The organism is Paenibacillus sp. sgz302114 (genome assembly GCF_056120345.1).
In genome coordinates this window covers 332,353-359,343 of the sequence record NZ_JBVYOI010000005.1, presented here as the reverse complement: position 1 = coordinate 359,343, position 26,991 = coordinate 332,353, and the positions used below count along the sequence as shown (strand labels likewise).

At 52.3% G+C, this 26,991-nt stretch carries 27 protein-coding genes; 6 read left to right on the top strand and 21 right to left on the bottom strand.

All coding sequences use genetic code 11. The annotated features are described in order from the left end of the window. Positions 1-73: 73 nt before the first annotated feature. The 3 genes from AC0LWF_RS16025 to AC0LWF_RS16015 form a co-directional block, all read right to left on the bottom strand. Complete coding sequence (locus AC0LWF_RS16025) at positions 74-1,318, bottom strand: S-layer homology domain-containing protein (protein WP_474652534.1); 1,245 nt, start codon at positions 1,316-1,318, stop codon at positions 74-76. Between the two features lie 262 nt (positions 1,319-1,580). After that, positions 1,581-2,759 carry a glycosyltransferase family 4 protein gene (locus tag AC0LWF_RS16020; RefSeq protein ID WP_474652533.1) on the bottom strand — a complete coding sequence of 393 codons (1,179 nt, stop codon included), beginning with the start codon at positions 2,757-2,759 and terminating at the stop codon, positions 1,581-1,583. 112 nt (positions 2,760-2,871) lie between these two features. After that, entirely contained in the window at positions 2,872-3,165 is a 294-nt protein-coding gene (locus AC0LWF_RS16015; RefSeq protein WP_474652532.1) for a hypothetical protein, read from the bottom strand. A gap of 153 nt (positions 3,166-3,318) precedes the next feature. Between AC0LWF_RS16015 and asd the strand changes: the two genes are divergently transcribed. Further along, entirely contained in the window at positions 3,319-4,104 is a 786-nt protein-coding gene (asd, locus tag AC0LWF_RS16010; RefSeq protein WP_474652531.1) for an archaetidylserine decarboxylase, read from the top strand. A 63-nt stretch (positions 4,105-4,167) separates the two neighbouring features. Here the strand turns inward: asd and AC0LWF_RS16005 are convergent, their stop codons facing one another. Continuing rightward, entirely contained in the window at positions 4,168-4,953 is a 786-nt protein-coding gene (locus AC0LWF_RS16005) for a helix-turn-helix domain-containing protein (RefSeq protein ID WP_474652530.1), read from the bottom strand. Between the two features lie 231 nt (positions 4,954-5,184). On the opposite strand from AC0LWF_RS16005, the gene AC0LWF_RS16000 reads away from it, so the two are divergent. Then, positions 5,185-6,489: an aminotransferase class I/II-fold pyridoxal phosphate-dependent enzyme gene (locus AC0LWF_RS16000; RefSeq protein WP_474652638.1), complete on the top strand. Its 1,305-nt coding sequence runs from the start codon at positions 5,185-5,187 to the stop codon at positions 6,487-6,489. A gap of 85 nt (positions 6,490-6,574) precedes the next feature. Here AC0LWF_RS16000 and AC0LWF_RS15995 read toward each other — a convergent pair whose 3' ends face one another. The 9 genes from AC0LWF_RS15995 to AC0LWF_RS15955 all read right to left on the bottom strand — a co-directional run bounded on the left by AC0LWF_RS15995 (position 6,575) and on the right by AC0LWF_RS15955 (position 14,907). Beyond that, positions 6,575-7,927 (bottom strand): LLM class flavin-dependent oxidoreductase, encoded by a 1,353-nt coding sequence (locus tag AC0LWF_RS15995; RefSeq protein WP_474652529.1) that lies wholly within the window; start codon positions 7,925-7,927, stop codon positions 6,575-6,577. Between the two features lie 33 nt (positions 7,928-7,960). Continuing rightward, entirely contained in the window at positions 7,961-8,440 is a 480-nt protein-coding gene (locus AC0LWF_RS15990) for a DinB family protein (RefSeq protein WP_474652528.1), read from the bottom strand. Positions 8,441-8,463: 23 nt separating this feature from the next. Next, positions 8,464-9,615, bottom strand: coding sequence for an amidohydrolase (locus AC0LWF_RS15985; protein ID WP_474652527.1), 1,152 nt, complete (start codon positions 9,613-9,615; stop codon positions 8,464-8,466). 16 nt (positions 9,616-9,631) lie between these two features. Continuing rightward, positions 9,632-10,648, bottom strand: coding sequence for an LLM class flavin-dependent oxidoreductase (locus tag AC0LWF_RS15980; RefSeq protein WP_474652526.1), 1,017 nt, complete (start codon positions 10,646-10,648; stop codon positions 9,632-9,634). A 20-nt stretch (positions 10,649-10,668) separates the two neighbouring features. Beyond that, on the bottom strand, positions 10,669-11,421 hold the full coding sequence (locus AC0LWF_RS15975; RefSeq protein ID WP_474652525.1) for an amino acid ABC transporter ATP-binding protein: 753 nt from the start codon (positions 11,419-11,421) through the stop codon (positions 10,669-10,671). Continuing rightward, positions 11,418-12,128: an amino acid ABC transporter permease gene (locus tag AC0LWF_RS15970; protein WP_474652524.1), complete on the bottom strand. Its 711-nt coding sequence runs from the start codon at positions 12,126-12,128 to the stop codon at positions 11,418-11,420. Before AC0LWF_RS15970 ends, AC0LWF_RS15975 begins: the two co-directional genes overlap by 4 nt. Continuing rightward, entirely contained in the window at positions 12,125-12,913 is a 789-nt protein-coding gene (locus AC0LWF_RS15965; RefSeq protein WP_474652523.1) for an amino acid ABC transporter permease, read from the bottom strand. The genes AC0LWF_RS15970 and AC0LWF_RS15965 overlap by 4 nt, the downstream gene beginning before the upstream one ends. A gap of 19 nt (positions 12,914-12,932) precedes the next feature. Then, positions 12,933-13,811 carry a transporter substrate-binding domain-containing protein gene (locus tag AC0LWF_RS15960; protein WP_474652522.1) on the bottom strand — a complete coding sequence of 293 codons (879 nt, stop codon included), beginning with the start codon at positions 13,809-13,811 and terminating at the stop codon, positions 12,933-12,935. A gap of 196 nt (positions 13,812-14,007) precedes the next feature. Then, positions 14,008-14,907, bottom strand: a complete 900-nt coding sequence (locus AC0LWF_RS15955) for a LysR family transcriptional regulator (RefSeq protein WP_474652637.1) — start codon at positions 14,905-14,907, stop codon at positions 14,008-14,010. 238 nt (positions 14,908-15,145) lie between these two features. On the opposite strand from AC0LWF_RS15955, the gene AC0LWF_RS15950 reads away from it, so the two are divergent. Continuing rightward, positions 15,146-15,682, top strand: coding sequence for a GNAT family N-acetyltransferase (locus AC0LWF_RS15950; RefSeq protein WP_474652521.1), 537 nt, complete (start codon positions 15,146-15,148; stop codon positions 15,680-15,682). 83 nt (positions 15,683-15,765) lie between these two features. On the opposite strand, the gene AC0LWF_RS15945 is transcribed toward AC0LWF_RS15950, so the two are convergent. From AC0LWF_RS15945 to AC0LWF_RS15930, 4 genes are all read right to left on the bottom strand, one after another. Beyond that, a complete protein-coding gene (locus tag AC0LWF_RS15945; protein ID WP_474652520.1) occupies positions 15,766-17,001 on the bottom strand; it encodes an ABC transporter permease in 1,236 nt (411 codons plus the stop codon). Further along, positions 16,985-17,794, bottom strand: a complete 810-nt coding sequence (locus AC0LWF_RS15940) for an ABC transporter ATP-binding protein (protein ID WP_474652519.1) — start codon at positions 17,792-17,794, stop codon at positions 16,985-16,987. Before AC0LWF_RS15940 ends, AC0LWF_RS15945 begins: the two co-directional genes overlap by 17 nt. 137 nt (positions 17,795-17,931) lie before the next feature. After that, complete coding sequence (locus AC0LWF_RS15935) at positions 17,932-19,140, bottom strand: S-layer homology domain-containing protein (RefSeq protein WP_474652518.1); 1,209 nt, start codon at positions 19,138-19,140, stop codon at positions 17,932-17,934. Positions 19,141-19,315: 175 nt separating this feature from the next. Then, a complete protein-coding gene (locus tag AC0LWF_RS15930; protein WP_474652517.1) occupies positions 19,316-20,158 on the bottom strand; it encodes a phytanoyl-CoA dioxygenase family protein in 843 nt (280 codons plus the stop codon). Positions 20,159-20,284: 126 nt separating this feature from the next. On the opposite strand from AC0LWF_RS15930, the gene AC0LWF_RS15925 reads away from it, so the two are divergent. Together AC0LWF_RS15925 and AC0LWF_RS15920 are read left to right on the top strand one after the other, a co-directional pair. Further along, positions 20,285-21,127, top strand: a complete 843-nt coding sequence (locus AC0LWF_RS15925; protein WP_474652516.1) for a helix-turn-helix transcriptional regulator — start codon at positions 20,285-20,287, stop codon at positions 21,125-21,127. 101 nt (positions 21,128-21,228) lie between these two features. Further along, positions 21,229-21,672 carry a hypothetical protein gene (locus AC0LWF_RS15920; protein WP_474652515.1) on the top strand — a complete coding sequence of 148 codons (444 nt, stop codon included), beginning with the start codon at positions 21,229-21,231 and terminating at the stop codon, positions 21,670-21,672. A 296-nt stretch (positions 21,673-21,968) separates the two neighbouring features. Here the strand turns inward: AC0LWF_RS15920 and AC0LWF_RS15915 are convergent, their stop codons facing one another. From AC0LWF_RS15915 to AC0LWF_RS15905, 3 genes are all read right to left on the bottom strand, one after another. Continuing rightward, positions 21,969-23,432, bottom strand: coding sequence for a DEAD/DEAH box helicase (locus tag AC0LWF_RS15915; RefSeq protein WP_474652514.1), 1,464 nt, complete (start codon positions 23,430-23,432; stop codon positions 21,969-21,971). Between the two features lie 30 nt (positions 23,433-23,462). After that, a complete protein-coding gene (locus tag AC0LWF_RS15910) occupies positions 23,463-24,236 on the bottom strand; it encodes an SDR family NAD(P)-dependent oxidoreductase (RefSeq protein ID WP_474652513.1) in 774 nt (257 codons plus the stop codon). A gap of 94 nt (positions 24,237-24,330) precedes the next feature. Further along, positions 24,331-24,792 carry a chemotaxis protein CheX gene (locus tag AC0LWF_RS15905; RefSeq protein ID WP_474652512.1) on the bottom strand — a complete coding sequence of 154 codons (462 nt, stop codon included), beginning with the start codon at positions 24,790-24,792 and terminating at the stop codon, positions 24,331-24,333. A 153-nt stretch (positions 24,793-24,945) separates the two neighbouring features. Here AC0LWF_RS15905 and AC0LWF_RS15900 point away from each other — a divergent pair, with 153 nt between their 5' ends. Beyond that, the gene (locus tag AC0LWF_RS15900) at positions 24,946-25,944 is read left to right on the top strand and encodes a zinc dependent phospholipase C family protein (RefSeq protein WP_474652511.1); all 999 of its coding nucleotides are present in this window, start codon (positions 24,946-24,948) and stop codon (positions 25,942-25,944) included. Here AC0LWF_RS15900 and AC0LWF_RS15895 read toward each other — a convergent pair. After that, positions 25,939-26,937 (bottom strand): HRDC domain-containing protein, encoded by a 999-nt coding sequence (locus AC0LWF_RS15895; RefSeq protein ID WP_474652509.1) that lies wholly within the window; start codon positions 26,935-26,937, stop codon positions 25,939-25,941. The two genes, AC0LWF_RS15900 and AC0LWF_RS15895, sit on opposite strands and share 6 nt — an antisense overlap. Positions 26,938-26,991 lie beyond the last annotated feature (54 nt).

Sequence of the window (26,991 nt, the reverse complement as noted above, 5' to 3'; positions counted from 1 at the left end):
GTAAGATATCAGTATAGAAAAAGTTAATAACAAGGAAATAATAATATGCTTTAATTTTCTCACATGTACCGACCTACTTTCCCACAGGTTCTTGCAATACATCATGCCAACCACCAGAGATCGCATTGTGTGCATTAAACGCGACTAAATGGAACCTCGCATCAGATCCGTAACAACCATACAATGTAATTTCATCAGTCTTTCCCTTCTCAACCTCATAGAGTGGTTTCATGTAAGGAAAGACAAATCCGAAATGCTCATGCGGCTCCTGGTAATAAATTGCTGCTGCCGGTGTCATGAAGAGATTTTGGGAGTACAAGGTTCTATCCCCTGATTTCTTAAAAGTAACATCAGCAACAGCAACTGCAAATCCAGAAGCCTGCTCCAGATACCCTTTCGGATAAATAGCCCGATCCCAAATATACTTCCTCTCATACATGCTCTTGGTTGATCCCTTGATCGGAACCACGTACACTCGCTTCAACTTAGCCGTAAAGTTCGCATGCTCGATCACGATTGGCTTGTCCTTCACGATGTTCACTTGAGGAATCAGCTTCGACACCGCCTCCGCATTCATCCCCGTCTCTGCAACTTCCTTCAGCTCTCTCAAATATTGATAGCTCTCCGGCTTCTTCTCTCTCACGCTGCTTAACGTCTGGAACATCGCAGCTGCTTCTGCGCGAGTCGCTTTCTTGTTTAACCCAAACGAAGCATCCGCATAGCCGGTCATAATTCTGCTACCGAAAGCCATTGCGAGATAAGGCACGTCCGCCTTCTTCATCTCGCGATAGTCCACCAGCGGCAGATCCGCGTTGTACAACCCGCTGAATGCTTTAAGATACGTCCCATAGGCAGGCACCTTCGCTACTGCCTTCGCGATCATCCGTGCCATTTCCAAACGAGTAATGGCCTGGTTCGGATGAAATGCCGAACCATACTCCCCATTAGTCAACATGCCTGCGGCAGCTGCACTCTGGATCGCACCAGAAGCCCAATGTTTCGAGATATCACCGAACATGGTGGACTTCGCAGCCTTCAATCCCGATATACGAACAATGACAGCCGCAAATTCAGCTCGTGTTATAGTTCCGGAAGGACGGAACACATGGCCAGCATAGCCTGCCATGTAGCCCTTCTCAGCTACGTATTTAATCGCATCCTTCGCCCAGTGATTGCTTGGTACATCGTTGAACGTGGCAGCCGTTATTCCTGCGTTCCCTGCAGCGACAACTTCGGCAGGCTGAACCTCAGCCGCAACTGGCATGCTTATTACTGCTACACAAGCAAATCCAATAATCAAATTTTTTACAGGTTTCATCCATCATGTCTCCTCTAAGTAGCATATAAATTACGTTAATTTCACACCAAATCTCCTAAAATCAAACAAAAAAGCACCGCCTGCAAGCCAAATAATCAGCCCGCAAGCAGGTGCTTCCCGCTTCGTCCATCTCAAAAACATACATTTCTATTAATTCCCATATTACCTAGTACAGCGACAAATTTCAACCAAATTTTTCTTTATTCTCAATTTACCCCGTAACTTTTTTCTGTTTTCGAACGCTTTGCTCATTTTGCTATCGTTACTTCTCTCTCATCCCCACATCAAGCTGCGCCTCATCGAACAGCTCCAGCCACCGCGCTGCGGAATGCTGCCACGTAAAATGCTGCTCCACCCGCTCTCGGCTGCGCACCCCCATCTCATGCCGCAGCCTGTCGCTCCGCAGCAGCTCCAGCAGACGCGCTCTCATCTCCGGCACAACCTGATCGGGATCCACGAGATACCCGGTCACGCCGTCCTCGATGATCTCCTTCATCCCGCCAGCTCGTGTGGCAACGACCGGCAAGCCGCAGGCCATCGCCTCCACGTTTACGAGACCGAACGCCTCCCGCTTCCCGGAAGGCACGACAGCAACATCTGCTCCGAGAAACCAGCCCGGCACCTCGCCATAAGGCACATAAGGCACGAACTGCACATATCCCTTCATCTTCCTGCCAAGCCGATGCAGCTCGTTCACATAAGCCGTCGTCCGACGAGACCCATAGAAAGCCCCGCCTACAATAACAAGAAGAACTGATGGATGCTCCTCAATAAGCCGCGGCATAAGCTGTAACAGATGGTGCACCCCTTTGATCGACAACAACCTGCCCATAAAAAGCACAACGCTGCGGCCAGCCCAGCCCCGCTCCGAACGCAGCTGCATTCGTCTCCGAGCACCTTCCAGCGTATGCTGCGAGACGAAACGCTCTGTGTCTACACCGGGATACACGACCCGAAGCTTGTGCGCGCAAGCCGGTACGCGCGCAGCCGCATCTTCACGCAAGTATTCGCTGTTCACGATAACGCGATCTGCAGCGCGAAAGCTCCGCTCAAGCTCATCTTCACTAATAACCCCTTTACGTATAAACGTAGAAGAGTGCAGATTGAGCCATATTTTCCCCGATGGCGCAAGCCGCCGAAGCTTCAACACATAACGCGGCCGATTCTCCACCTGCGTCAGATCAGGCTGAAACCGAAGCAGCGCGCGGCCGACCCGCTTCAAATAAAGCCGTTTACTCGCAGCCGGAAACCGCTCCACCGCCGAACCGCTCAGATTACCCTTACGCCCTAGCGCTCGGCTGCTTCTGCCATAAATGCACGGTTCGATGCGAGGAACGAGCAGCGGAACCAGCTTCTCCACCACTCTTTCTACGGAGCTGCTGTTCTGCGAAGGGAGCGGGAACGTGCCCGGCGTTACAAAAGCGATTCTCGGTCTAGCCATCCATAAAGCCCGCCTCTCATCCGATTAAGCTTGTTAAAGTAGCATACGTTAAGAGGATGAGCTTGGACCCGCGCGAAATGCCCGTATTTCTTGCACCACTGCCCCTTCTGTTCTAGCCTCTCCTGTCCATCAGCTGCCGCACCAGCAAGGCCAAGCCATACGGTCCTAAATAAGCCCCGCTCGCGAGAAAAATCGGACTCTGCAGCACCTCATGTACCTGCGTCATAAACACCGTATCATCCCAAATCGTCCTCGCAACACTAGTAGCAGCTACAACGAAGAAACCCAGATAAGCCAGCACCGCCAGGCCATCGAGCAGCATTTTGATTCCATCCGACTTTCCTCTCAGCCATATGAGCAGCGCAGCCCCTAGCAACGCACCTACAAGTACAAATCCCGCCATCATCTTCACCTCATTGTCAGTATTCGCGCAAGCAGGGTGCATATAAACATACTGGAAATGAACTCTATTGCTAATTAAGTCGCGATATGTCACACTAGTTCACAGACAACGACGCAAGGCTCCACCGTAAACCTAGAGAGGACGTGAATTACCGGCATGACCAAATGGCTGCTCCGATCAATGACCGAGCTTAGCTCTCGAAAATGGATTTCGCGAATAACCGGTCGATTTGCCCAGTCGCCCGCTAGCCGGCGCTTCATCCCGAAATTTGCCCGTATGTACGGGATTGCTATAGAGGAAGCCGAGAAGCAGCTGCATGAATATGGCAATTTAAACGAGTTTTTCACGCGTCGGCTGAAGCCTGGCGCACGAACGATAGATCAGGACGCTGCTGCACTCGTAAGCCCGGTTGATGCCCTCATTACCGGCTGCGGACCGATCGAGCAAGGCACAATTCTTAATGTAAAAGGCCAGGATTACACGATTGAGGAGCTGCTCAACCGCTCGCCTCGCATGGAGAATTACAAGAACGGCTACTACATGGTGCTCTACTTGAGCCCGACAGATTACCATCGTATACATACGCCAATTGCAGGTACGGTCGTTGAACGTGAGCATGTGCTTGGGAAAGTATATCCCGTTAACGATTTCGGCCTTCGGCATATGCGCCGGGTGCTGAGCCGCAATGAGCGATTGATTACTTATATGAGGCATTCGAATGCAGAGACAGCGATTGTCAAAGTAGGCGCGATGAACGTCAGCAGCATCAAGTACGTACTCCCGCTCCGCGAAAAAATGGAAAAGGGCGACGATCTCGCATACTTCGAGTTCGGTTCCACAGTTGTGCTCTTGACCGAAGACGACAGCTTCCTCCCGCGTCCGGACTTGAGGACAGGTCTCAAGGTTCGCATGGGCGAACGTCTGGGCATGCTAATTTCTTGAGTAAACGCAGCAAAGCGACAGGATCTCTACATGATCCTGCCGCTTTTTTTATTTTCCAATAGCCTATCGAATTTCCGACGGACTCTTGCCCGTATACTGCTTGAACTGCCGGCTGAAGAAGAAAATATCCCGATAGCCAAGCGCGTCGGCGACCTCCGTCACATTCATTCCCGCATGCATAAGCAGATGCTGCGCCCGTTCGATGCGTGTCCGAATCATATACGTTTGCACGGACGTGCCGATCATTTCCTTAAACTTGATGGAAAAATACCTCGGCGACAGCTGCGCCCGCAGCGCCAAATCCTCGACGCGATGCACAATGCCGGGATTTTGCCGTATATAGTTGGCCACCTCATGAATCGCTTCGGTCAGCTGGTTGCTTCCTTTGCGCTCAATCGGACTTTCCATATCCTCACGCAGCAAGTAGATCATGAGCTGCTTCAAAATCAACTGCGCTTCCTCTTCGGCCGCATACGTCTTCACGAGGAACAGCCGTACATAACGAGAGAGCAAATGCTCGAAATCTACCGTTTCGTTCAACATCCGATACGACTGGGGTACAATTTCCACCTGCTCGCCTACGTCAAAATGAATATAGGTTAGAACAAGCGGCTTTTGCGGATTATGGGTTGCGCTCGTATGATCTCCAGGCCTGAACAAGAAACAGCTGCCTTTACTGACCTGGTAAGGCGTACCGTTTAATATGACTTCGCCGCTGCCGCTCCATACGTAGAACAGATCGTAATTAGCCAGCGGCTTCTCACGCTTCTGCCACTTCCATCCGGGCTCGCAGACGATTTTGGCTAAGGCGGGCTTCAAAATAAAGGATGTCGGCGAACTGTGCAGCATTACAGCTTCCTCCTCTTGCATTGTACAACTTCGTCGATGTCATCATACAATACTGCGATTCCTTTGCCAATATTGGTACCAAACCATCCATGCATACACTCCCGAAAAAAGTGTAAAAAATAATGAGATAACATGGTCTTCCACTCCGAATAAGTGTTATAATATCAGCTAACGGTTTCCAATGGGACCCAGGTAATGAGAATGAATCGTCGGAAGGATGAATTGAAGTCCATGAACCCACTTGCTGAAGCATTGAACGCTACGATTGAGCGCGAGAACAGCCATGTTTTCGCCATGTTGTCCTCACTCGGTAAAGCGATCTATTTTCCGAAAGTAGGCATTTTGAGTCAATCGGCCGAAGCAAAAGCAAAGGCAAAGAAGTACAATGCAACGATCGGAATCGCAATTGAGAATGGCCAGCCGATGCATTTGAAGGTCATCCAAGACACACTCTCCGCTTATAATCCGAAGGATCTCTATGAATATGCACCGCCTGCAGGCAAGCCTGAGCTGCGGACTGCATGGCGCAGCAAGATGCTGAAAGAGAACCCGTCGCTAGCGAATAAAAATTACGGCAATCCTGTCGTAACGAATGCACTTACACACGGTCTTAGCATCGTAGCGGATCTATTCGCAGATGCTGGTGACGCCGTCATTATTCCGAATAAAAACTGGGAGAACTACGAGCTTACCTTCGGCATCCGCCGCGGCGCAGTTATGGTAGAATACCCGCTATATAACAGCGAGAACCGCTTTAACGCTCAAGGTCTTCGCGAAGCTCTGCTTGCGCAGAAGGACAAGGGCAAAGCGATTGTCGTGCTGAACTTCCCGAACAATCCGACTGGCTACACGCCAGGCGCTGAAGAAGGCCGGGAAATCGTAGCCGCATTGAATGATGCGGCTGAAGCTGGCATCAATGTCGTTGCCGTCACTGACGATGCATACTTCGGTCTCTTCTTCGAAGGGTCGATGCATGAATCGCTGTTCGGTCAATTAGCCGGTCTGCACCCTCGCGTGCTGCCGATCAAGGTCGACGGCGCAACGAAGGAAGAGTACGTATGGGGCTTCCGCGTAGGCTTCATTACGTATGCAGATCCTTCGGACGCAGTGCTTAGCGCACTGGAACAGAAGACGCTCGGCATTATCCGCGCGACGATCTCCAGCGGTCCGCATCCGTCGCAAACCTTCGTGCTTAAAGCACTGCAAGCGCCTGAATTCGAAGCGCAGAAGGAAGAGAAATTCGCTATCATGAAAGCACGCGCTAACCGCGTGAAAGACTTGCTCGACAGCGGCCGCTTCGGCGATGTATGGTCCTACTATCCGTTCAACTCCGGCTACTTCATGTGCCTCAAGCTGAACTCGGTCGACGCGGAGACGGTACGCACACGTCTGCTTGACGAATATCAGATCGGCACAATCGCGCTTGGTCAGTCAGACCTGCGCGTCGCGTTCTCTTGCATCGAAGAAGAGAACCTGGAAGAGCTGTTCGACACGATCTATAAAGCAGTTCAGGATGTTATGGTAGCAAGTAAATAATAAATAGGGCAGTTATTCGGGAGAGGTCATCAGACCTCAATCGAATAACTGCCCTTTTAATTTTTGCGAGGCAAATCCCGGAGCCTTAAAGCTGAGCCGTCTGCTCTTGCCCTTGCTCCTGCTTTTTCGCATACCGATTCGCCGGAATCTGCAGCCCCAAATTGCCTCGAAGCGTATCCGCTTCATACTCTGTGCGGAACAAACCGCGCTGCTGCAACAGTGGCACAACATGGTCGACAAAGTCGACAAGACCATTCGGAACCGCTTCAGCGAGCATGAACCCATCTGCCGCACCGCGCACGAACCATTCCTCGATCCGATCAGCCACCTGCTCTGGCGTGCCGATGAACTTACCGCGCGGCGTCGCTGCTTGCAGCGCAACTTGGCGGAGCGTAAGGCCGCGCTCTTTCGCATCCTTCTTGATTTTGTCCGTACCGCTCTGGAAGCTGTTCTTGCCGAGATCGCCGAGCTCTGGGAACGGCTCATCCAGCGGATACTGGGAGAAATCATGATGCTCGAAGAAACGGCCCAAGTAGTTGAGCGCATTTTCGATCGTTATGAGGCTCGCAACCTCTTGATATTTGCGTTCCGCCTCCTCTTCCGTCGCACCGATAATTGGTCCGATGCCAGGGAAGACGAGCACATCATCCGCCGAACGACCGAAGCCTACAGCACGCGATTTAATATCTTGATAGAATGCGATGGCATCCTCAACCGTCTCATGCCCAGTGAAGATCGCATCTGCTTCTTTCGCTGCATAGTTTTTGCCGACTTCCGAAGCGCCCGCTTGGAAGATTACAGGTCGACCCTGCCGCGAACGGGCAATATTGAGCGGTCCTTTGACAGAGAAGAACTCCCCTTCATGATTCAGCGTGTGCAGCTTCTCCGGATCGAAGAAGACGCCTGACTCTTTATCCCGTACGAATGCGTCATCCTCCCACGAATCCCACAAGCCGCGCGTCACTTCCAAATATTCAGTCGCGATGCGATAGCGCAAATCATGCTCCGGATGCTCCTTCTTGCTGTAATTCAGCGCCGAGCCTTCGAGCGGGGAAGTGACGACATTCCAGCCCGCACGCCCGCCGCTCAGCACGTCAAGCGAACCGAATTGGCGCGCAACGGTGAATGGCTCACTGTATGACGTCGACAAAGTCCCGACAAGACCAATATTTTTGCTGATCGAAGCCAGCGCGCTTAGGAGCGAGATCGGCTCGAACCGGTTCAAGAAGTGAGGAATGGATTTCTCATTGATATACAAGCCATCGGCAATAAAGATCAAGTCCAGCTTGCCTGCTTCAGCCTTCTGCACCCAGCTCTTATAGAGTTCAAAGTTAACGCTCGCATCCCCTTGAGTATCCGGGTGCCGCCACATTGCAGGATTGCCGCCTACACCGTGAAGCAGTGCGCCAAGCTTAAGTTGTTTCGAATGGTTACTCATTCTTATTCCTCCTCTACCTATCTTTGAATGGAATTAAACAACAACATAGGCGGATGCGATCCGCTCGATTTGACCAATATGAAGATGCACGTGTTTAATGAATCCCCAGATCACATTACGAACCGATACCGTTTCGCCTTTGAAATTAACGCCTGTCCGCTCCCATTCGGAAGGACTAAGCCGCTTCAGCAGCAGCAGGTTATAAGCCACATACGCCCCGTAGAATGCCAAAATATCCTGTGACGTACCTTCATTTGCCCTCGACGAGGAGACCCACTCATCCTGGTTGAACGCTGGAAGCTGAGCAGTAGATCCTGCCAAAATCTCGCGAATGCGGAAGCCTACCACGATATGATGGTCCGCCAAATGCGAGAGCACCTCCGTCGCACTCCATACCCCAGGCGCCGCCTGCCAATTCAGTTGATCTTCATTCAAGCCTGCAATTGCCTGCTCCAGTTGGTCACGCAGCGAAGCATAATCAAGAAGAAGCGTATCAATTTGGTTTTGTGTCATTGTCATTTCCTCCTATTGCCATGCTATATCTCATTCAAAGCCAGCTCCGCCAAGCTCGCAAGAAACCGAGCGCTTGGCAGCAAAGCTTCTTCATTCACATCAAACTTCGGATGGTGCCACTCCTGGCTGCCACTAACGCCCATGAAGACGAACAATCCAGGCACCTCTTGCTGATAAAAGGCAAAGTCTTCCCCTGCCGGCGATGGCACCGGCACAATCGGATCAAGCCCTGCCTCCCGCGCAGCCCTTACGCCAAGCTCCGCAAGCGCCGCGTCATTCACGACTGGCGGCGGGCCTTCAATCCAGCGCACCTGCGCCTTCGCTCCAAGCGCTGCGGCAATTCCAGCAACCACTTCATTGAATCGCGCCAGCACGCGTTCGCGCACCTCTGCACCGAATGAGCGTACCGTACCTTCAAGCACAGCCAGCTGCGGAATGACATTCCACGCTGTTCCGCTGTTCAGCTTCGTCACGCTGATGACGGCGCTCTCGAGCGGACCGACGTTGCGGCTCACGACCGTTTGCAACGCCGTAATGATATGCGCAGCCGTAACGATCGGATCGAGCCCTGCCTCCGGAACGGCGGCATGAGAGCCGCGCCCTTCGACTTCGATCACGAAGCCATCGGCTGCCGCCATCATCGCACCGTCTTTAATGCCAACGGTGCCGACCGGCAGATCCGGCTTGTTATGCATGCCGAATATGGCGCTGACGCCTTCCAGCGCACCTGCGGCAATAAGCTGCTGCGCGCCTTTCGCCTTCTCCTCGGCGGGCTGATACAAGAGGCGAACCGTCCCGCGCAGCTCATCCTCGCGTTCCTTCAAGAGCAGCGCAGCGCCGATGGCTGCAGCGGTATGGAAATCATGCCCGCAAGCATGCATCCTGCCGGGATAGCGCGAGGCGAACGGCAAGCCCGTTTCCTCCTCGATCGGGAGTGCATCAATATCTGCACGAATGGCAACCACCGGTCCGGGATGCCGCCCGCCAATCTCAGCGATCAGCCCGGTCCGCAGTGCATAACCTTCGGCAACTGAGATTCCCGCTTCCTCCAGCCAGCCGCGAATAGCTGCTGTCGTCTCGAATTCCTCATGAGACAGCTCAGGATTCGCATGCAGGTGACGTCGCACCGCAGTAAGCCTCTCTGCTAAAGCCGTGTTTTCAACCACAAGACTCATGCCATTTCCCTCCCAATCAGCCAGCAACGGACACTTCTGCGAAAGCTTCCTTCAATAGTTCGAACGACCGGATGCGCTTCTGGATATCAGGCACTGCCGCCGTCACAATGAATTCGTCGACGCCAAACTTTTGCTGCAATTCAAGCAACCGATTCCGCACCGTTTCTTTGCTTCCCTTCGTCACTTCGGGCTTCGTGATTTCAATGCGGTACTTCTCATTCGACTGGCGTCCATATTCTTCTGCTTGCTCCACGGTACCGACAGTGAGCGTTCTTCCGCTCTCCAAATGAATTTTCACCTGCGAGTGGTCGCCAGCAAGCGCAATAGCTTCCTCGTCTGTCTCCGCCACAATGGCAGCTAGTGCAAAGATCGGCAGCGGCTCCCGTCCTCCGGAATAATCGAATTGCTGCCGGTATGTCGCGAACGCCTCAAGCGCAACCTTCTCGTCGCTATTAATAAATTGCGAGAATACATAGGGTAACCCTAAGCTCGCGGCAATTTCAGCGCTGCCGACACTCGTGCCGAGCACGTACAGATCAGCAGGCAGCTCCGGCTTCGGCGAAGCAGTCAATCCGTAGAGCGGATGGTCTTCCGCTAACGTGCCATGAATGAACGCGTCAAGCTCCTCGATCTTCTCCGTTAACGATGGTGCATCCTTCACGCCACGCTGCAGCGCCTGTGTCGAACGCGGAAGTCCGCCTGGCGCGCGGCCGATGCCAAGATCAACACGACCCGGTGCCAGCGCTGAGAGTACATTGAAGTTCTCCGCTACTTTATAAGGACTGTAATGCTGCAGCATGACGCCGCCCGAACCGACGCGAATACTCGACGTCTTGGCTAACAAATGGGAGATCAATACCTCTGGTGATGATCCACCGACAAATCCCGAATCATGATGCTCCGAAACCCAGAAGCGGTGATAACCAATCTCTTCGGCGCGCTGTGCCAGCGCAATTGTATGCTGAAAGGCGGCTGTCGCGGTCTCGCCCGGATAAACGATCGTTTGGTCTAAAATGCTTAATTTAATTGCCATTGTAAATTCCTCCTGCTCATTTAGATGGAATAAGCCGGCTCTGGCATAATCCGTTTCAAAAATTGTTTCGTTCTCTCTTCTTTAGGCAAGCGGAAAATCTCTTTCGGCGTGCCTTCTTCCACAATGATGCCTTCATCCATAAACACAACATGGCTGGCGACATCTCTTGCAAAGCTCATCTCATGCGTAACAACAATCATCGTAATGCCTTCTGACGCGATTTTGCGGATAACCGCCAGCACCTCGCCGACTAGCTCGGGATCGAGCGCGGACGTCGGTTCGTCGAACAGAATGACTTCCGGATTCAAAGCCAGCGCACGGGCGATGCCTACACGCTGCTGCTGCCCGCCGGACAGCTGGCTCGGATACGCATCCAGCTTGTTCCCGAGTCCCACCTTCTCCAGCACCTCGATGCTGCGGCGGCGCGCTTCTTCCTTCGGAACCTTCTGGAGGATGACAAGACCTTCCATCACGTTCTCAAGCGCAGTCTTATGACGGAACAAGTTATAATGCTGGAATACCATCGCGCTTTTCTGACGCAATTCGTATATTTCACGCTTATGAGCATGCTTGCAATCGACTGCAAAGTCGCCAATGGCGATGTGCCCATCATTGGGCCGCTCCAGATAATTGATGCATCGCAGCAAGGTCGTTTTGCCCGAGCCGCTTGGACCGAGAATGACGACAACCTCGCCCTTATTCACTTGCAGGTCGATGCCTTTCAGCACCTGCTGCTTGCCAAACGACTTGGCTATACCTGTCAGCTTAATCATGCGACCCCACCTCGGTTGTACAGATTGATGCGTTTCTCAAGAATAGCGGCGAACCGCTCGATCAGTACGGTCATGCCCCAGAACAATATCGCTGCGGCCAAGTAAGCCTCGAAAAATTTCCAGTTCGTCGATGCGACGATCTGCGCCTTGGCATTGATATCCACGACCGATACGGTAAAAGCAAGCGTAGACGCATGCAGCATGCCAATGACGGAGTTAGCGAGGTTCGGCACGCTAGCAGCCAGCGCTTGCGGGAAAACAATGCGCCGCAGTGCTTGCGGTGTCGTCATCCCGATGGAATAAGCAGCCTCGATCTGTCCGCGATTGACCACGAGCAGGCCGGAACGAACCACTTCCGACATATATGCGCCTGCGGTAATCGAGAAGGAGAGGAAGACAAAATCAATCATCGGAATCGAAGCAGACCGAAAGCCAATCCCAAACTGCTCACACAGTCCATCAACGATCATCGGAAGGCCGAAATAAATAATGAGCAGATGCGTCAGCATCGGTGTGCCGCGAATGAATGTTACATAGGAGACCGCGATCGGATAGAGCACAGGCACTTTATAGATGCGAATTAACGCAACTGCCGTTCCGATGATAAAGCCGCAAAGCACGGATACGGCTGTAATGAGCAATGTCGTAGGAATGGCGGACAGCAGCTGAACGAGCGCCGTCCATATAAATGCAGGATCCAGCTTCATGGCTTCTGCGCCTCCTCTCTCAAACGAATGCTGCGCAGCCGAAAGCGCAGCGGCAGCCGAATTTTACGGTGAAACGCGCTATAATCAGCCGCTTCTTCCCGTTTCTCATGCCGCAGCAGCCTGCGCTCTGCCACAAGCAGCAGCCGCTCCAGAATAATGCTGATGATGAGATAAACAAATGCGAGTGCGATATAGCTCTCGATAAAATGCCTCGTCACAGAAGCGAGCGTCTGCGACTTCCCTGTCAACTCCATGACGCCGAGCGTAAATGCGAGCGACGTATCCTTAAGCAGCCCAATCAGCACATTCGATAGCACCGGCACCGCAATCGCGAGCGCTTGCGGCATAACGATACGGGTAAAGGCTTGATAACCTGTCATGCCGATTGCATAAGCAGCTTCAACCTGCCCCCGGTCCACCGAAGTGACCGCCGAACGAATCGTCTCCGAGACGTAAGAGCCGATGTGCAGCCCGTAGGTCAGTATGACGAAGAAGAGCACCGGCGCTTTACTAAGATCAAGACCGATCAGCTTTAACACTTCAGGCAGTCCGTAATAGAACAGGAAGAGCTGAATGAGGATTGGCGTCCCTCGGAAGAAGGACGCGTACACCTGTGATATCCGCTGTAATACCGGCACCTTATAAAGCCTTGGCAATGCAGCGATAAATCCGAATAGTAGTCCTAGCAGCATCGCCCCGAATACGATGAAGAGCGTTGTGCCAAGCGTGTGCAGCAGCTTCGGGATAAACTGGAACACATAGCTGATATCAAACGTTGCGCCCATACTTCTCCCGCCCTTTCAATTATTGCGTATAGTCGGCTCCCAGCCATGTTGTACTCAGCTTGCTAAGCGTGCCGTCAGACTTGATTTCGTTCAGTGCGCCATCGACAGCGTCAGCAAGCTTCTGCTCCTTCGGATCGTCCTTGCGGAAGACGAACAGCACATCCGCTTCTTCCAGCGCATCGCCGACAGCCTTCAGCTCGCTCTTCGGATCAATGAGGGATAGCGTGAAGTCAGCGCCAAGCGTCGCTTGCACACGGCCGCTCGTCAGCTGGCTGACCGTATCGTTCGCAGCACCATTGGTATAGACAATATTAATCGCATTGTCGTGCTCTTTATTGTAATTCTCTGCCAGCGTCGCTTCCGCGCTAGTAGCGGTAGTCAATAGTTTCTTGCCCTTCAGATCATCCAATGAAGCAACATCACTGTTGTCCTTCGCTACGATCAGCTTTGTTTTCCAATGTGCGTAAGGCACTGTATTAAACAGATATTTCTCCGACCGTTCTGCATTCTTCTCCATCTCATGAGCGACAAAATCAATCTTCTTCGTCTCAAGACTGAGGAGCAGGTTCGTGAAATCTAGCGTTTGGAACTCAAACTCATAACCCGGCAAGCGCTTGTCGATCTCCTTCACAAGCTCAACGTCGAACCCGGTCAGCTTGCCATTCTCGTCGATGAAGCATACTTTCGGGAACTGCGTCCCTGTACCGACAACGATTTTTTCCACTTCTCCTGTTGCTGATGCTTCATCGCTATTCGCGCTTACTGCATTATTCGTTGCTTTATTCGCATTGCTCGTGTTAGCTGCTGTATTCGCGTTGTTATTTGAAGAGCACCCTGCTGCCACCAGCGTAAGAGCTACGAGTGCAATTCCAGTTGGTCCAATAATTGTCTTTTTCATTATCCTTCTACCTCCACTGTGTTTGAGTTTTACGAACCGCCACAAGTATGGTAGATTCGACCGATTTTAAACTTTATAATTCCAATTGATTTAATCGGAATTGTTGTTGCACCTAATTTAGCATCCAATGCTTCGTTCAGTCAATGGACTCATCAATAGAGATTTTCTATATATACCTCTGCAAAATTTATCGAATCTATGTCGCCTCTATTTCAATCGGCCCGAACAATGATTTGCCCAGTTCCATGAATGCATCGACAAAATAAGAGTGCTCGTTGCCGCGCGTAATTAGATTCGTTTGCAGCGTAATGCCGCTAACTTCCGGGATGTCGATTGGGAACAGCTGCCTGCTCGCAACCTCCTGCCTGACGCATAGCTGTGGCAGAAAGCAGATGCCGGCGCGCCCGAGGACAAGCTTCTTCGCCGTCTCGGAATTGTCGACCAAAAATTCAATATTCGGCTGCTCGGTGAGATTGTCGAACGCGCGGTGCACCCGCATCCAGTCGAGAGAGCCGCATTCGAAGAAGACTAGCGGATGGACGCCAATGTCTGCGATAGACACTTCCTGCTTCCTCGTAAATGGATGGCCTTCATATACATAAAGCCGTATCGGATCCTCGTAAAATTTGACCGAAAGCAAAGTCGGATGGACGATTTTGCGTACGAAAGCAAGGTCCAGCTCTTTATTATGCAGCTTGGTCACAAGCTCATCCGACGTTGCGGTAACGAGCTTAATATGAATATCCGGATAGCGCTGCTTCAGCCGCGGCAGCAGCTCTGGGAGCATATAGTTGGAGACGGACACCGTTGCGCCGACCCGAATTTCGTGAGGAATCGACTTGCGCTGCTGAATCTGAAGCTTGCCTTTCTGGAAGGTTTGCATAATTTGCTGCGCATAGGGGAGAAACTGCTTGCCCTTCTCGGTCAGCACAATTTGTTTACCTAACCGGTCAAATAGCTTACAGTCCAGCTCACGCTCCAAGGACTGAATCCGTGCCGTCACGGAAGGCTGGGATAAATAGAGCACGTCAGCCGCCTTATTGAAGCTGCCGTAATGATTAACGTATACGAAAGCTTCCAAGTTCTCTATATTCATCATTGCACCGCCTTATCACTCTATAGTTGATTATTCTTATTGATTAACTTGGAATTATATACAAATTCTATAGCACGCACGCCTCTTTCGTCAACGAAAAGGTAAGCTCTCTTTTCAACCCCAGGCTTATAGCAACTTTCTATCGACGAATTGAAGTTTTCAATATCCTATTTAAACGGTCGGAATTATCGGTTAAAGTGGAACCATGACGAAGGGAAGATGAAGGAGGCTGCTGGTTATGAGTGCAATTGAATCGATAACGATACGCGATGTGACGAATGAGGATCGGGAGCAGGTACTGAAGGTGCTGTTAGCTGCCTATGGACAATATGAGCAAGTACTGCCCGCTGACAAATGGGAGCTTTATCGACAATCGATTATCGCTTCCTTCGATCAAGAAGGGCCGAAAGCGCGAATTGTAGCCGAGGCGGATAACACGATTGTTGGCACGGTCCAACTGTTTGTTTCCTCTGCCGCCGCTTACGGCGCTCCCGAACTGGGCATTACAGGACCAATCATTCGATACTTGGCCGTCTCGCCAGATCAGCGTGGACGCGGGGTTGCAACTGCGCTCATTCGCGAGTCGATTAAGCGTTCCCTCCACCTCGGCGCGGAGTGGCTGCATCTGCACACCTCGGATATGATGGCATCGGCGGTGAGCTTGTACGAACGGCTCGGCTTTGAGCGCGCGTTTAATACCGATGTCCAGAACGGAGAAATCCTCGTTAAGGGCTACCGGATTGATCTGAAGAGCGAGCGGGCGCTTCAGCTCTAATAGATGGATTTTACCTAAAATAAAAAAGTGGCCGGGCAGCTGCGGAGCATTACTCCCCATCTTGCCTATGCCACTTTTTTCGTTTAATCATCTTCGGGATCTGCAGAGATCTTCTTCTTCACGCTTGCAGGGCGCAGTACCAGCACGTAGAGCAGCGCAATAACTAGCGAAGCTCCCGCTTGCACGGCATATCCATTCGGCAGCAGCCAGATGCCTTGCGGCAGCCAAATAATAAGAGCGCACAGCAGCGATGCCCTGCGATCCACGCGAAGTACAGCCGTTTGGCGCGTTGCTTCCGGCAACGGATAGACATGCCGCCACACGGAATGCCGGTGCGCCTGCGCAATTGCTCTTAGCTGAACGCCTGTCAGCCATACGAATAGCAGACAGACGCCGGCGGAGCCCCAGCCCTTCCATAATGCAGAATATGCGGAGAGCCAGCCCGTAAACAGGCCAAGTGCCGTTAACCGCAGCAGAATACCGCCGAGCTCCGTGCGAATAAGCGTCTGCGTATACAGATAGAAGAATGCGTTAGACTTACGGTAAGCAATCAGCTTGGCCACCCAAGCCGCATACTTGCGAGGCTTGACCCCTGCCGATTCAGTCGGTACATCGGCGAAAGCGCTGAAGAATACCGTGTATCTTCGGCGCGTGCGCTTCTCTTCCTCAATCAGCGTCAGCCAAGGAATTGGGTAGCGCGGCAGTCGGTTGTAGATGATGGAGATCAGCGTAATCGCGCCTATAATATATACGATCAGGAATCCCTTCAGCAGGGCGAAAATTGCTAGTGCCGTCGCAGTCCAGCGCAGCCAGCGCAGCATTCTGCGACTGCCGACGCTTACGACCTGCCGTTCGCGCCACGCCGATTGGATTTGCAGCAGCTTAGAGAGTAAGACGCCAAGAACCACTACGACGGCGCTTGACCGTCCCTCACCGGCAAGATAAAGCGGCAAATATGCAGCGCAGCCAACGAGCACAGCCGCGATGCCTGCCATTCCGTTGTATCGCATCGAGCGCCGGATATACGCGGGCATCTCCGCTTCGCGCGGAACGAGAAAGACGATGTCCGCCTCGCGAAGCCAGGTGCGAAGCGGACTCCAGCATAGGAGAGGCGTCAGCACGATAACGCCGACAAGCACGACCGGGAAGCTCGCCGGCAAATTGCGAAGCAGCATTCCGTAACCGGTAATGCCGGCGAGCAGCGCCATGATGGTCACGCCGGGCAGCCCGCTCTGCGCCATATAGCGGAAGTAGGGCATCGATTCCCGCCAGAACGCGGCTGAACGGGAGCGCCACAGCGACTCAACCGAACGTTCCATGATGAGTGCCTCCGCCTTTGCCTCCGACCTCGCCGTTGCCATCTCCCTTGCTTGTCACAAGCCGATAGAACGCCTCTTCCAGCACGCCTGAACTGCGATCATCCGGCATCCCAGCCGCTCTGCACACATCTTGAAGCGTGCCTTGCGCCACGATTATACCTTGATGAAGCACAATGAACCGGCTGCAATAGGACTCTACCGTCGCCAAGATATGCGAGCTCATGAATACCGCCGAGCCTTCTTTTGTCACCTCAACGAGCTTATCAAGCAGTGACCGGATCGCGAGCGGGTCAAGCCCAAGGAACGGCTCGTCAATGACGTAAAGGGACGGCCTTGCGAGCAGCGCGTTCATAATCATCACCTTTTGCCGCATCCCCTTCGATAGATGAGCCGCGAAAGCTCCGCGCTTCGGCGTCATGTAGAACTCGTCCAGCAAGCTCTCGCTCCGCTGACCATACACCGACTCCGGCACATCATATGACATCCCGGTTAAACGCAAATGCTCCTCAACCGTAAGCTCATCGAACAAGAGCGGCGACTCCGGCACATAAGCGAGCGAGCTTCGATACTTGTCCGGCTGCTCAGCCAAAGTATGCCCACCGATCCGAATGTCTCCTTTATGAGGCTGCATGAGGCCGAGTATATGTTTTATTGCGGTACTTTTGCCTGCACCATTAAGGCCAATCAGTCCAACCATCTCGCCTGCTCCAACCTCGAAAGACAGATCATGCAGCACCGGTCTGCGCGGACTGTAACCGCCTGTCAATCCTTTTACCGTTAGTACGGATTCCATCTTGGGGCGCACCTCCTCTTCTCTCACCGATACTACCAAATTTTACGCAAAATGAAAAATGAGCCTAAACGCAAAAAAAACCTCGCGCCTGCCATTACAGCAATGCGCGAGGTTTCGATGATGCTTGGCAGTTACAGTTAAGCCAGCACTTTAATAGAAGTTACGATGTTATTGATGATGACAAGCTCAACCGCATGGCCGTTCACAAGCAACGAAGTATCGCCAACGAAGGCAACGTCAGAAGCAACATTCAGCACGAGCGCTGTAGTCGAGCCATTAACCGTTTGCGTGATCGATACTGTTGCAACTCTACCTTGCGCGTTCAGCGTGAAGGAGTTGAACAGACCTGATTGCGTTACGACTACAGGCTGCTGAGCTGCCAGTTTCGTTACTTCTACGAACACGACTTTGTTGTTGTATGTGCGTACAAGCACTTCATCGCCAGCTCTCAGCGCAGTTGCCGCTACCTTCACGTTATCGCGGAAGATAAAGACGTTCGGGTCAAGTGTCAGCGCGACTTCTTTGTTGTCCGATTTCACAACCGTGATCGAACCGTTCGAAGCAGCTGCTTTCAGCTTGCCTGTAATTGCTGTTGCATCATTCTCATTCTCCGGCAGCTGCTCATCCGTACGGCCAAGCAAGGCAGCCAGCTCAGCGCGAGAGACCTGTTGGTTCGGACGGAATGTGCCATCCTCGTAACCAGTGATCAGACCCTTCTCGATTGCAACTGCAACGTAACCAACGGAGCCTGCTGGAATTTTATCCGCATCTGCGAAGTCGAGGTGGGAGTTTACTTTTGCCTTCGCTTCTGCATCAAGGCCCATCGCTTTCACGAGAAGCGTTGCTGCGAACAGACGGCTTGCAGGCTTGTCCGCTTGGATTACTGTATCCGTCTCTGTGAACAGATCCTTCTCAAGCGCAACGGCTACATAGCCAACTGCCCAAGGATACTTCTTCGCAAGCTGGTCAGCGTCCTTGAAGTTGAGCTTCGTGCTCATCTCCGCTTGCGATTCCGCTTGATCCTTCAGCCCCATCAGACGAACAGCTGCAACGATGGATTCAATGCGCGTAATCTTTTGCTGCGGCTTGAACGTACCGTCTTCATAACCGTTGAATACACCTTTGGATGCAAGGCGGATGATGTACTCAAGCGCCCATTTCAGATCCTTCTCGTCCTTGAACTGAAGGTTGATCTCGTGTTTATTTTTATCTTTCTTGTCCTGGTTGTCGTTACCGTTGCCATGTCCTTTGTCATTACCGTGAGCAAAAGCGCTGCCTGCGCCTCCTGCTAGGGTTAGTAACGCCACGGACGTAATTGCCGCCTTTTTCAAAATGGCTGTTTTCATGGTGTTGCCACTCTCCTCGCGAATGCGGTCCTTGCCGCTTTTTTACTTTCGCTCATATCGTTCGGGGAGCAGCAACCATTTTCAGGGGGTCTTTACCAAAAAAAACGATTTCATTCGTCAAAATATGCATATTCCATCCACCGAAAAACCAGTCAAAAGCCAGCTAGAATGCGTGTTACACCTGCTCGGACGCCGAGTATGCCAGCGGGAAATATTCATTGTTGAACAAGTCGCCTTGCTTCGGACGAGGACCGAGCAGACGGATGTTATCGACGTTCTGTTTCTTCTCGTAAGCCATGTTTTTAGGGAAATAATGGCCAACTACGCACAGACGCGGATCATTGGAGAAGTTCTGACGTGATCCGTGGATCGTAAGCGAATGGTGGAAGCTCACTTGTCCGGCTTTCAGAATAAGCGGCTCTTCACGCCATGGCTTCGCTTCTACCTCCATTTGTTTCTTCACGGCTTCTAGCTCCTCATTGAAGAAACCGTCCGAGTTCAACAGCCCCCACTTGTGCGAGCCAGGAATAACCGACATGCAGCCGTTTGAAAGGTCCGTATCTTGAAGGGCAACCCATGCCGTCACCAGGTTCGTTGTGTTCGTGCATTGCCAGTACATATAATCTTGGTGCCAGCCGACATTGCCAGCGGATGTTTGCTCGCCTTTGCCCGTACCCGGTTTGTAGATGACTTGGTCATACCAGACACGCGCTTCTTCCGAGTTCATCAGGTTCGCTGCCAGCTTGCCCAGCTTCGGGCTTGTCACCGCGTTCTTCACAACATCGTTAATCCACCAAGCGTTGTCGATCTTGCGAAGGCGATTTGGCTTATCGTCCGGCTTCCACTCCCAGAGCGGGAATCCGTCACCGTCATAATCGAGTGCCCAAATACGGTCATGTGCTGCACGCATCTCAGCAACTTCCTCCGGTGTAAACACGATATCGCTTACCCAGTACCCATTTTCCTCGTAAAATTGCTGCGCTGCTTTCTCTTGCTCTTGCGTCATGGTATTCAACATATGTTTTCTAGCTCCTTCACCTTGTGTTTGTATATCCTTGCACTTACTATAACGCTTACAGCCTGATCTTGATTGTAAAAGAACGAATCCATTTGTATAATTGTAAGATGATTGGAGGATGAAAATATGGGAGACAGCTTTCTTCTTCCAAAGCTTGAAGCCTTGATTCAGCTGGTCGACAGCAATTGGAGCCATATCCGTATTCACTCTTGCGGCTTCTGGGAGAACCGCGGCTGGAACGGACCTGGACGCATGTTTGAATTCACTTATTTGGTTAGCGGCAGTATTCACTTGCAGCAGGACCGGCATAAGGTTGATGTCCGGCAGGGCGATCTGCTGTTTGTAAAGGACACACTACGCAACAGTTCATGCTCGGATGGCGACTTCCAGCTTTACTATATCGGCTTCTATGCGGATAAGCCGGAGCTTGCTAGTGCGATCCGTGATCTGTTCACCCAGCTAGAGCTTGATATGAAGCCGCTTCAGCTGCAAGGGCTGCAGCAGGATTTTCGCTCCATTATGGCGGATCTCAGCTTCGGACGGCATGATTCCGTGCTGGTGAAGCAGCATTTTTTGCATGTGCTTGTCCGGATCTATCACGGCATCGTGCAAACCGGGCGAAGCGCCCAGGAGCGGCTCATTCGCGCTGTTATTAATGATCTGCACGAGCTATGCCGCTCTGAGCAGAAGATTAAGCTTGCCGATGTGGCGGCACGTTATTCGCTTAATGAGCGCTACCTCAATCACCGGTTCAAGCAGGAAACAGGCGTTACCATCGGCAACTACATTACGGCAATCCGAGTCGAACACGCCAAGCGGCTGCTCGAAACAACGACGATGCCGATTACCGACATCGCGCACACGACCGGCTTCTACGACGGCGCGCACTTCAGCCGCACATTCAAGAGCAAGGAAGGTGTTTCGCCGCAGGAATATCGCGCTCTGCAGCAGGGGATTCCGCTGCAATAGGAGGCAACAAGGGACAAGATGTAACCTGCATGAAACCTTCCCCATTCAATTCCGTCTAGGGAATAGATGCCATTCCAAGCGATACGACCACGGAGGTTATTATGAATAAAATTATACTCGCTCTATGCACCTTTGCTGCGTTCTTATCCTCTTGTTCCTCAGACGAACCGCAAGCGCAGAAGCCCGTTTTGATCGTTGATCGTACTTACCCGCTGCATAATTTGGCTGATGCGCCGTTTCATGCCGTCATCTCCGATGCCGGGCAAATCGAGAAGCTTATGGATCAGCTCAAGCAGCTGCCTCCATTCCCGAAGGAAATTGTACATTGTCCTAATGATATTGGAGTTAGCTATAAGCTGACATTCAAAAACGTCGAAGGCGGCAATAAAGAAGCAATGGTCACTGCGACAGGATGTCAGCAGGTGAAAATGGACGACAAGGTGTACTGGGCAATGGAACCGAAGGGGAATGGTACTCGCGCTTCTGTCATGCAGGTGCTGGGTATGACGGAGCAGCAGTTTGATGGGACATTGAAATCAGGCTGAGAGCGCGGTTTCGTGATAAAAGAAGGCTCAGACTGCGGCGGTTAGAGTTCCATATCGGATCTCTCACCCAACTATTGGCGCGATTCTGATGTCGAGAGGTCGTATTTGATTCTGTCAGCTTGCTCTAAGCTCCATTTTACTTGGGTTGCGGCGCTGAGAGTTCGCACAGCCGAATTTTTGCCAATGTAGATACCCCAGGGACTTTCTTTAAACTCCTCATTAGCTGATCCGCCAAGCTCACAAAGCTAAAAAAGGCCGAGAGCGCATATTTGCACTCTCAGCCTTTTGCTCACTACTTACTGCTGCTCGCCCTGCTTCTTCGCTTTCAGCCACTTCGGCGCGCCTTTGTTCTTGCGCTCGCGTTCCTGCTCGCGCTTCGACTTCGTCGGCTTCGCCGCTCCCGCGCCAGCGCTGCCCGGCTTGCTGCTACCGCGAGCGCCAACTCGCGCTGCGCCTCCGCTCGCTCCTGCCGCGCCACCGCCAACGCGCGCCGCGCTTCCGCTCGCTCCAGCAGCCGCGCCTCCGCGCGAGCTCGCTGGCGCCGCTGCGCGAGACTCCGCCGGGCGATCGCTGCCGCTGCCCGGCCTACGTGCACCATCGCCGCGGCCAAAATCGCGGCCTTGCTGCTCTTCGCCGGGATTCCACAGCTTCCCGGCGTACAACGTCTTCTCCTGCAGGTCGATGCCGAGCTGCTTGCGGAATTTATCCATGATGAACAGCTGATTGCGCGTCACGATAGAAATAACCGTGCCTGCTTTGCCCATCCGCCCTGTCCGGCCGGAACGGTGCACATAATGATCCGCATCGAGCGCCGGATCAAGATGGACAACGAGCGGCAAATCGACGATATCAAGTCCGCGCGCCGCAACATCCGTTGCCACTAACAGCTGGCAGCGTCCGTCGCGGAACCGCGCAAGCGTCGCAGCCCGCCGCTGCTTGTCCGCATCGCCATACAGCGTTTCAACGGAGAAGCCCTCATAGCTTAGCTTCGCTTCATAATTCGCGATTTCATCGGTTTCGTTAATGAACAGCAACGCAGATTTCGGCTTCAGCATCCGAATGAGCTTTCTTGCCATATCCACCTTGTCGCGCCGCTCGCTTACGACAAAATAATGCAAAACCTGCTTGCCCGCCTGCTGATCCGGCGACACATCAACTCGCTGCGGATCGCGCATCCACCGCTCTTCCACTTCCGCCATCGCTTGCGGACGCGTCGCGGAGAAGAAAGCGATCTGACGATCGCGCATCATGCCGCGCAGCAGATTTTCCACTTCTGTCGTGGAACCGAGGTTAAACACCTGATCCGCTTCATCGATAATGACAAGCCGGATTTGGTGAAGCTTCAGCTTGCCGGAGTTCACAAGCTCGTGAATGCGCCCCGGCGTACCGACGACGACATGCGGATGCAGCCGCAGCTTCTCCACCTGCCGCTGCATCGACGCGCCGCCGATCAGCTGCTGCGTCTTTACTCCGATTGGTTCGCCGTAAATTTCGGCAACTCGAAAAATTTGCATAGCCAGCTCCTGCGTCGGAGCGAGCACCATTACCTGTACCGCCTGTTTAGCTATATCCACACGCTCAAGCGCAGGCAGCATGTAAGCTAATGTTTTGCCAGTACCCGTCTGCGACTTCGCGGACACATCATGACCTTCCATCAATACTGGAATCGTAGCCGCCTGAACCGGGGTCGGCGAATCAATCTGGTTGCTTTTCAACGTTTCAATCAGCTGCGGCTGCAGCTTCAATGTTTCCCATGTCACTCTTATCAAATCTCCTCATGTTCCAGCGTCCTATTTGCGGTTTAACCAGCGGCCTGCAATCCGATCGGCAAGCCTCGGAAACAACCCGTAAAGCTTTATTCCTACAGAAGCCGACAAGGGCAAATCCACCTCTGGCGTCCGTCGCTTTATCATTTGTACAATCGCTCCGGCTACCCGTTCAGGCGTAAGCATGTATCCGCGAACATTGTTCGCATACGTACCCTCCGGATCAGCCGTATGTAGAAAAGGCGTATCAATCGGTCCCGGATTAATCGCCGATACTGCGATATTCATCGGTGCCAGCTCCGCCCGCATCGCATTGGTCAAGCCAAGAACCGCATGTTTCGTTGCCGCGTAGCCCGATGACTTCACCGTGCTAAGCTTGCCTGCCATGGAGGCGACATTAATAATATGGCCGCCGCCTTGCTTTTGCATAATCGGCAGCACTGCTTTGCTGCAGCGAACGATACCCATATAATTGGTATCCATCATTTCGGCGAAACGCTCAACAGGAGCATCTGCAAAATGTTCAAACACGCCATAGCCGGCATTGTTCAGCAGCACATCAATTTTTCCGAAATCCTGTACCACCTGATCCATTACCGCAACAATTTCATCATAGTTCGTTACATCCAGCTTGTAGCAGCCATACGTACCTCTAATAGAAGTCGCCATTTGCTCGAGCTTGTCCAGCCTACGCCCAGTTATAATTGGAACTGCGCCTGAAGCAGCAAGCAGTCGGGCCGTTTCTGCGCCGATGCCACTCGCCGCGCCGGTAATCAGTACAATTTCCCCATGAAACAATCGTATCACCTAGCCTTCAGTTTACTGCAATGGGTGCAAATAGGCAAAATATGTCCGAATACGAAAAAAAGCTCCTACGGGAGCTTGACTCGTGTTACGATGCAATTAGTACTTGAATATCGAACTCGCCAATGCCTTCCATGATTAACGGTATCGTTAACGCCTTCGCTGGGTTGAAACCAGCGGATTGCGTGGAGTGAAGCACCTTCGGAGGTGTAATGTCGACCCGTACCCCTTGGTTAAATAGCATCGTGCTGGCATTGCCGCTGATCATGTTGCCAAGCTCGGAAATGGCACTCTTGCCCATTTCATCCATCTCAGAAATTTCGAAGCCGCCCATCATTGCGGATACCATCTTGAGCGCTACTTCCTCGCTTAGGCCAAATACGATATCGCCATTCATTTGACCGTTAATGCCGATTTGAATCCATATGTAATTTTCGACAAATTTTACTTCCTTAACGCCAAGCTTTCCAGTTGAAGGTTTGATCTGAATTAATTGCTCTATAACAATCTTGGCGGACTCTAGAAAGGGATTAATATATTCGGCCTGCATCGGGTGTAGCGCCCCTTTTCGACTTAATTCGATTGCTTTCTTCGTTACAACTGATTATACAAGATATGCTAGGTCAAGTATACTACTCAATTCATTCAATATTTTAAACTTTTAAAGTAGATCGTGATCAATAGAGTCCTTAGGAGGATTGACGTGCCGAATATTTGGACGCATTTCTTATTCGGGCAGAAGTGCCTGCAAGAGCTTGGAGAAGCTAATTTGATCGCAGCTCCGCACCTGGAACGTATGTTTAATATGGGCTGTCAAGGTCCTGACTTTCTGTTCTACCACAACTTCCTTCCATGGAAGAAAGATACCCGCATGAGCTTATTAGGATCGGAGATGCATCAGCATCACTGCGGGGAAGTCATTATGGATATGCTGGATACACTCGAAGGACAAGCAGCGCCGCTATCGAAGCTGGAGCCTGCTCTTGTCTATGCGCTTGGCTTCCTGCTGCATCATTTGCTGGACCGTGTGATGCATCCGTATGTGTTCAGCCGCTCCGGCTCACGCAAATGGGATCACCAACGGTTCGAAATCATGATGGACACCTTGATCGTGCGGAAGCTGCTTGGAGTAGAAACGTGGAGAACCGAGGTTTGGAAAGAAATTGATATTCGCGGAGAGCTGCCAGCGCTAATTGTGAATGCGTTCGAACAAATCGCAGCCGTTCATTATCCTGCGCTCGCGGCGCGAATTAGGCGTGAAGACTGGCGTGCAGCAATGCGTGACATGATCGCGGCACAGAAGCTATTTTACGATCCTACAGGGCTTAAACGTCTGGTCACATTCGGCCAAATCGATCCGTTCGTCTTTAAGCGCGAGCTCCCGAAGCTTGACATATTGAACGAAAGTAATCGTCCATGGCTTGATCCGACTGACGGGAAAACCTTACATACGGAAGGTGTCTGGGATTTGTGGAACATCGCGATGGAAGAAGCTCTTCCGGTCGTACGCGCCGTCCTTCTTTGGCTTCGGACTGACGATTCGTCACAGCCGGAACCAAGCCGTGAAGCCCTTTCCCGCAATCAGCTGCGGGAAGAGGCCGTACAGCTGATCGGTAACCGATCCTACGAAACGGGGCTGCCTTGCGAAAGCATGGCAGCCATTCAATACGAAGACCCGATCTGGCCGTCGTTATCGCTATGATACTTGGTTGCTCTTCTTGCGGCGGTAGCGCAGCCGCAAGAGCCTCAGCCGATCATAGAGCAGGTCGATCGGTTTGCCCTTTCCCTGCATCGTTTCCTCGCCATAAACCTGATGAAGCACAGGCTTCAAATATCGGTCCCCAATCGTGAGCAGCGCATCCCACAACTGCTGTTGCTCCGCTGGCGGGATTTGGCTCAGCTCTCTTTCAATCAACGGTTCCATATCGTAGCCCTCTGTCTCCAGCTTCTCAATCCGATCCATGAGGTCCCTTCTCGGCAATTCCACCTCGGCTAGCAGCTCCTCAATCGTTTTGCCTTCTGCAATAGCCTGAAGCAGGGCGCGCTTCTGGTGCTGACGTTCCATCTGATTCTTATACTTATTCTCCTTCTGCTTGTAGATCCAGCCCGTATACTGCTTTGGGTCGAGCGCTTCTGCCACCCAATCGAGCGGAAAATGAGTCTGGCGCTCGAACTTCTGCGTAATGGCCAGCACTTCCTCACCGTATGCCGCCTGCCGAGTTTCACCCCAGCCTGGAATTTGCAATAGCTCCTCCGCTAGCTGCGGAACATAACTGCTGATCATCCAGAGCATCCGGTTCGTCGCCACAAGATAAGCGGATTTCTTGGCTGCAACCGCTGCCCGCCTGCGCCATTCCCGCAGCGCTTCGAAGATCTCTTCATTCTGGTTCGTCTCGCCATAGCACTGAATCATGGAATAGAGACTTCCATTCTCATCCAAGCTGCGGCGATCTTCGAGCATTCCGTCAATGATTGGTGCATATCCTTCTCCCATACGAACTGCAACACCGTGGCGAAATGCCGTAATCATCTCCTCCCATGATCCCCCCTCGAACCAGACCGATTGCTCCTCGGGAGCCGATCCCGTCCAAATGACGGACCAAACGCCATTTTGCTCACAGATAGACAGCTGCGCTTGCTCTACCCCGCGATCTGTTCCAACTTTCTCAAATGTGTTCAAAAATACGACCTGCATGCAGGCACACCTCCGTATTATGTAGTATCATATCGCTTCGCGTAAGGTGTATCG

Bases quoted from the DNA above. Each gene is read 5' to 3' on its own strand.
- AC0LWF_RS15935 (WP_474652518.1), bottom strand. From the start codon at position 19,140: ATGAAAACAGCCATTTTGAAAAAGGCGGCAATTACGTCCGTGGCGTTA.
- AC0LWF_RS15925 (WP_474652516.1), top strand. From the start codon at position 20,285: ATGGGAGACAGCTTTCTTCTTCCAAAGCTTGAAGCCTTGATTCAGCTG.
- AC0LWF_RS15990 (WP_474652528.1), bottom strand. From the start codon at position 8,440: ATGACACAAAACCAAATTGATACGCTTCTTCTTGATTATGCTTCGCTG.
- AC0LWF_RS16000 (WP_474652638.1), top strand. From the start codon at position 5,185: ATGAACCCACTTGCTGAAGCATTGAACGCTACGATTGAGCGCGAGAAC.
- AC0LWF_RS15895 (WP_474652509.1), bottom strand. From the start codon at position 26,937: ATGCAGGTCGTATTTTTGAACACATTTGAGAAAGTTGGAACAGATCGC.
- AC0LWF_RS15920 (WP_474652515.1), top strand. From the start codon at position 21,229: ATGAATAAAATTATACTCGCTCTATGCACCTTTGCTGCGTTCTTATCC.
- AC0LWF_RS15965 (WP_474652523.1), bottom strand. From the start codon at position 12,913: ATGGGCGCAACGTTTGATATCAGCTATGTGTTCCAGTTTATCCCGAAG.
- AC0LWF_RS16020 (WP_474652533.1), bottom strand. From the start codon at position 2,759: ATGGCTAGACCGAGAATCGCTTTTGTAACGCCGGGCACGTTCCCGCTC.
- AC0LWF_RS16015 (WP_474652532.1), bottom strand. From the start codon at position 3,165: ATGATGGCGGGATTTGTACTTGTAGGTGCGTTGCTAGGGGCTGCGCTG.
- AC0LWF_RS15995 (WP_474652529.1), bottom strand. From the start codon at position 7,927: ATGAGTAACCATTCGAAACAACTTAAGCTTGGCGCACTGCTTCACGGT.
- AC0LWF_RS15980 (WP_474652526.1), bottom strand. From the start codon at position 10,648: ATGGCAATTAAATTAAGCATTTTAGACCAAACGATCGTTTATCCGGGC.
- AC0LWF_RS15960 (WP_474652522.1), bottom strand. From the start codon at position 13,811: ATGAAAAAGACAATTATTGGACCAACTGGAATTGCACTCGTAGCTCTT.
- asd (WP_474652531.1), top strand. From the start codon at position 3,319: ATGACCAAATGGCTGCTCCGATCAATGACCGAGCTTAGCTCTCGAAAA.
- AC0LWF_RS15945 (WP_474652520.1), bottom strand. From the start codon at position 17,001: ATGGAACGTTCGGTTGAGTCGCTGTGGCGCTCCCGTTCAGCCGCGTTC.
- AC0LWF_RS15905 (WP_474652512.1), bottom strand. From the start codon at position 24,792: ATGCAGGCCGAATATATTAATCCCTTTCTAGAGTCCGCCAAGATTGTT.
- AC0LWF_RS15940 (WP_474652519.1), bottom strand. From the start codon at position 17,794: ATGGAATCCGTACTAACGGTAAAAGGATTGACAGGCGGTTACAGTCCG.
- AC0LWF_RS15950 (WP_474652521.1), top strand. From the start codon at position 15,146: ATGAGTGCAATTGAATCGATAACGATACGCGATGTGACGAATGAGGAT.
- AC0LWF_RS15930 (WP_474652517.1), bottom strand. From the start codon at position 20,158: ATGTTGAATACCATGACGCAAGAGCAAGAGAAAGCAGCGCAGCAATTT.
- AC0LWF_RS15955 (WP_474652637.1), bottom strand. From the start codon at position 14,907: ATGAATATAGAGAACTTGGAAGCTTTCGTATACGTTAATCATTACGGC.
- AC0LWF_RS15985 (WP_474652527.1), bottom strand. From the start codon at position 9,615: ATGAGTCTTGTGGTTGAAAACACGGCTTTAGCAGAGAGGCTTACTGCG.
- AC0LWF_RS15970 (WP_474652524.1), bottom strand. From the start codon at position 12,128: ATGAAGCTGGATCCTGCATTTATATGGACGGCGCTCGTTCAGCTGCTG.
- AC0LWF_RS16005 (WP_474652530.1), bottom strand. From the start codon at position 4,953: ATGCTGCACAGTTCGCCGACATCCTTTATTTTGAAGCCCGCCTTAGCC.
- AC0LWF_RS16025 (WP_474652534.1), bottom strand. From the start codon at position 1,318: ATGAAACCTGTAAAAAATTTGATTATTGGATTTGCTTGTGTAGCAGTA.
- AC0LWF_RS15975 (WP_474652525.1), bottom strand. From the start codon at position 11,421: ATGATTAAGCTGACAGGTATAGCCAAGTCGTTTGGCAAGCAGCAGGTG.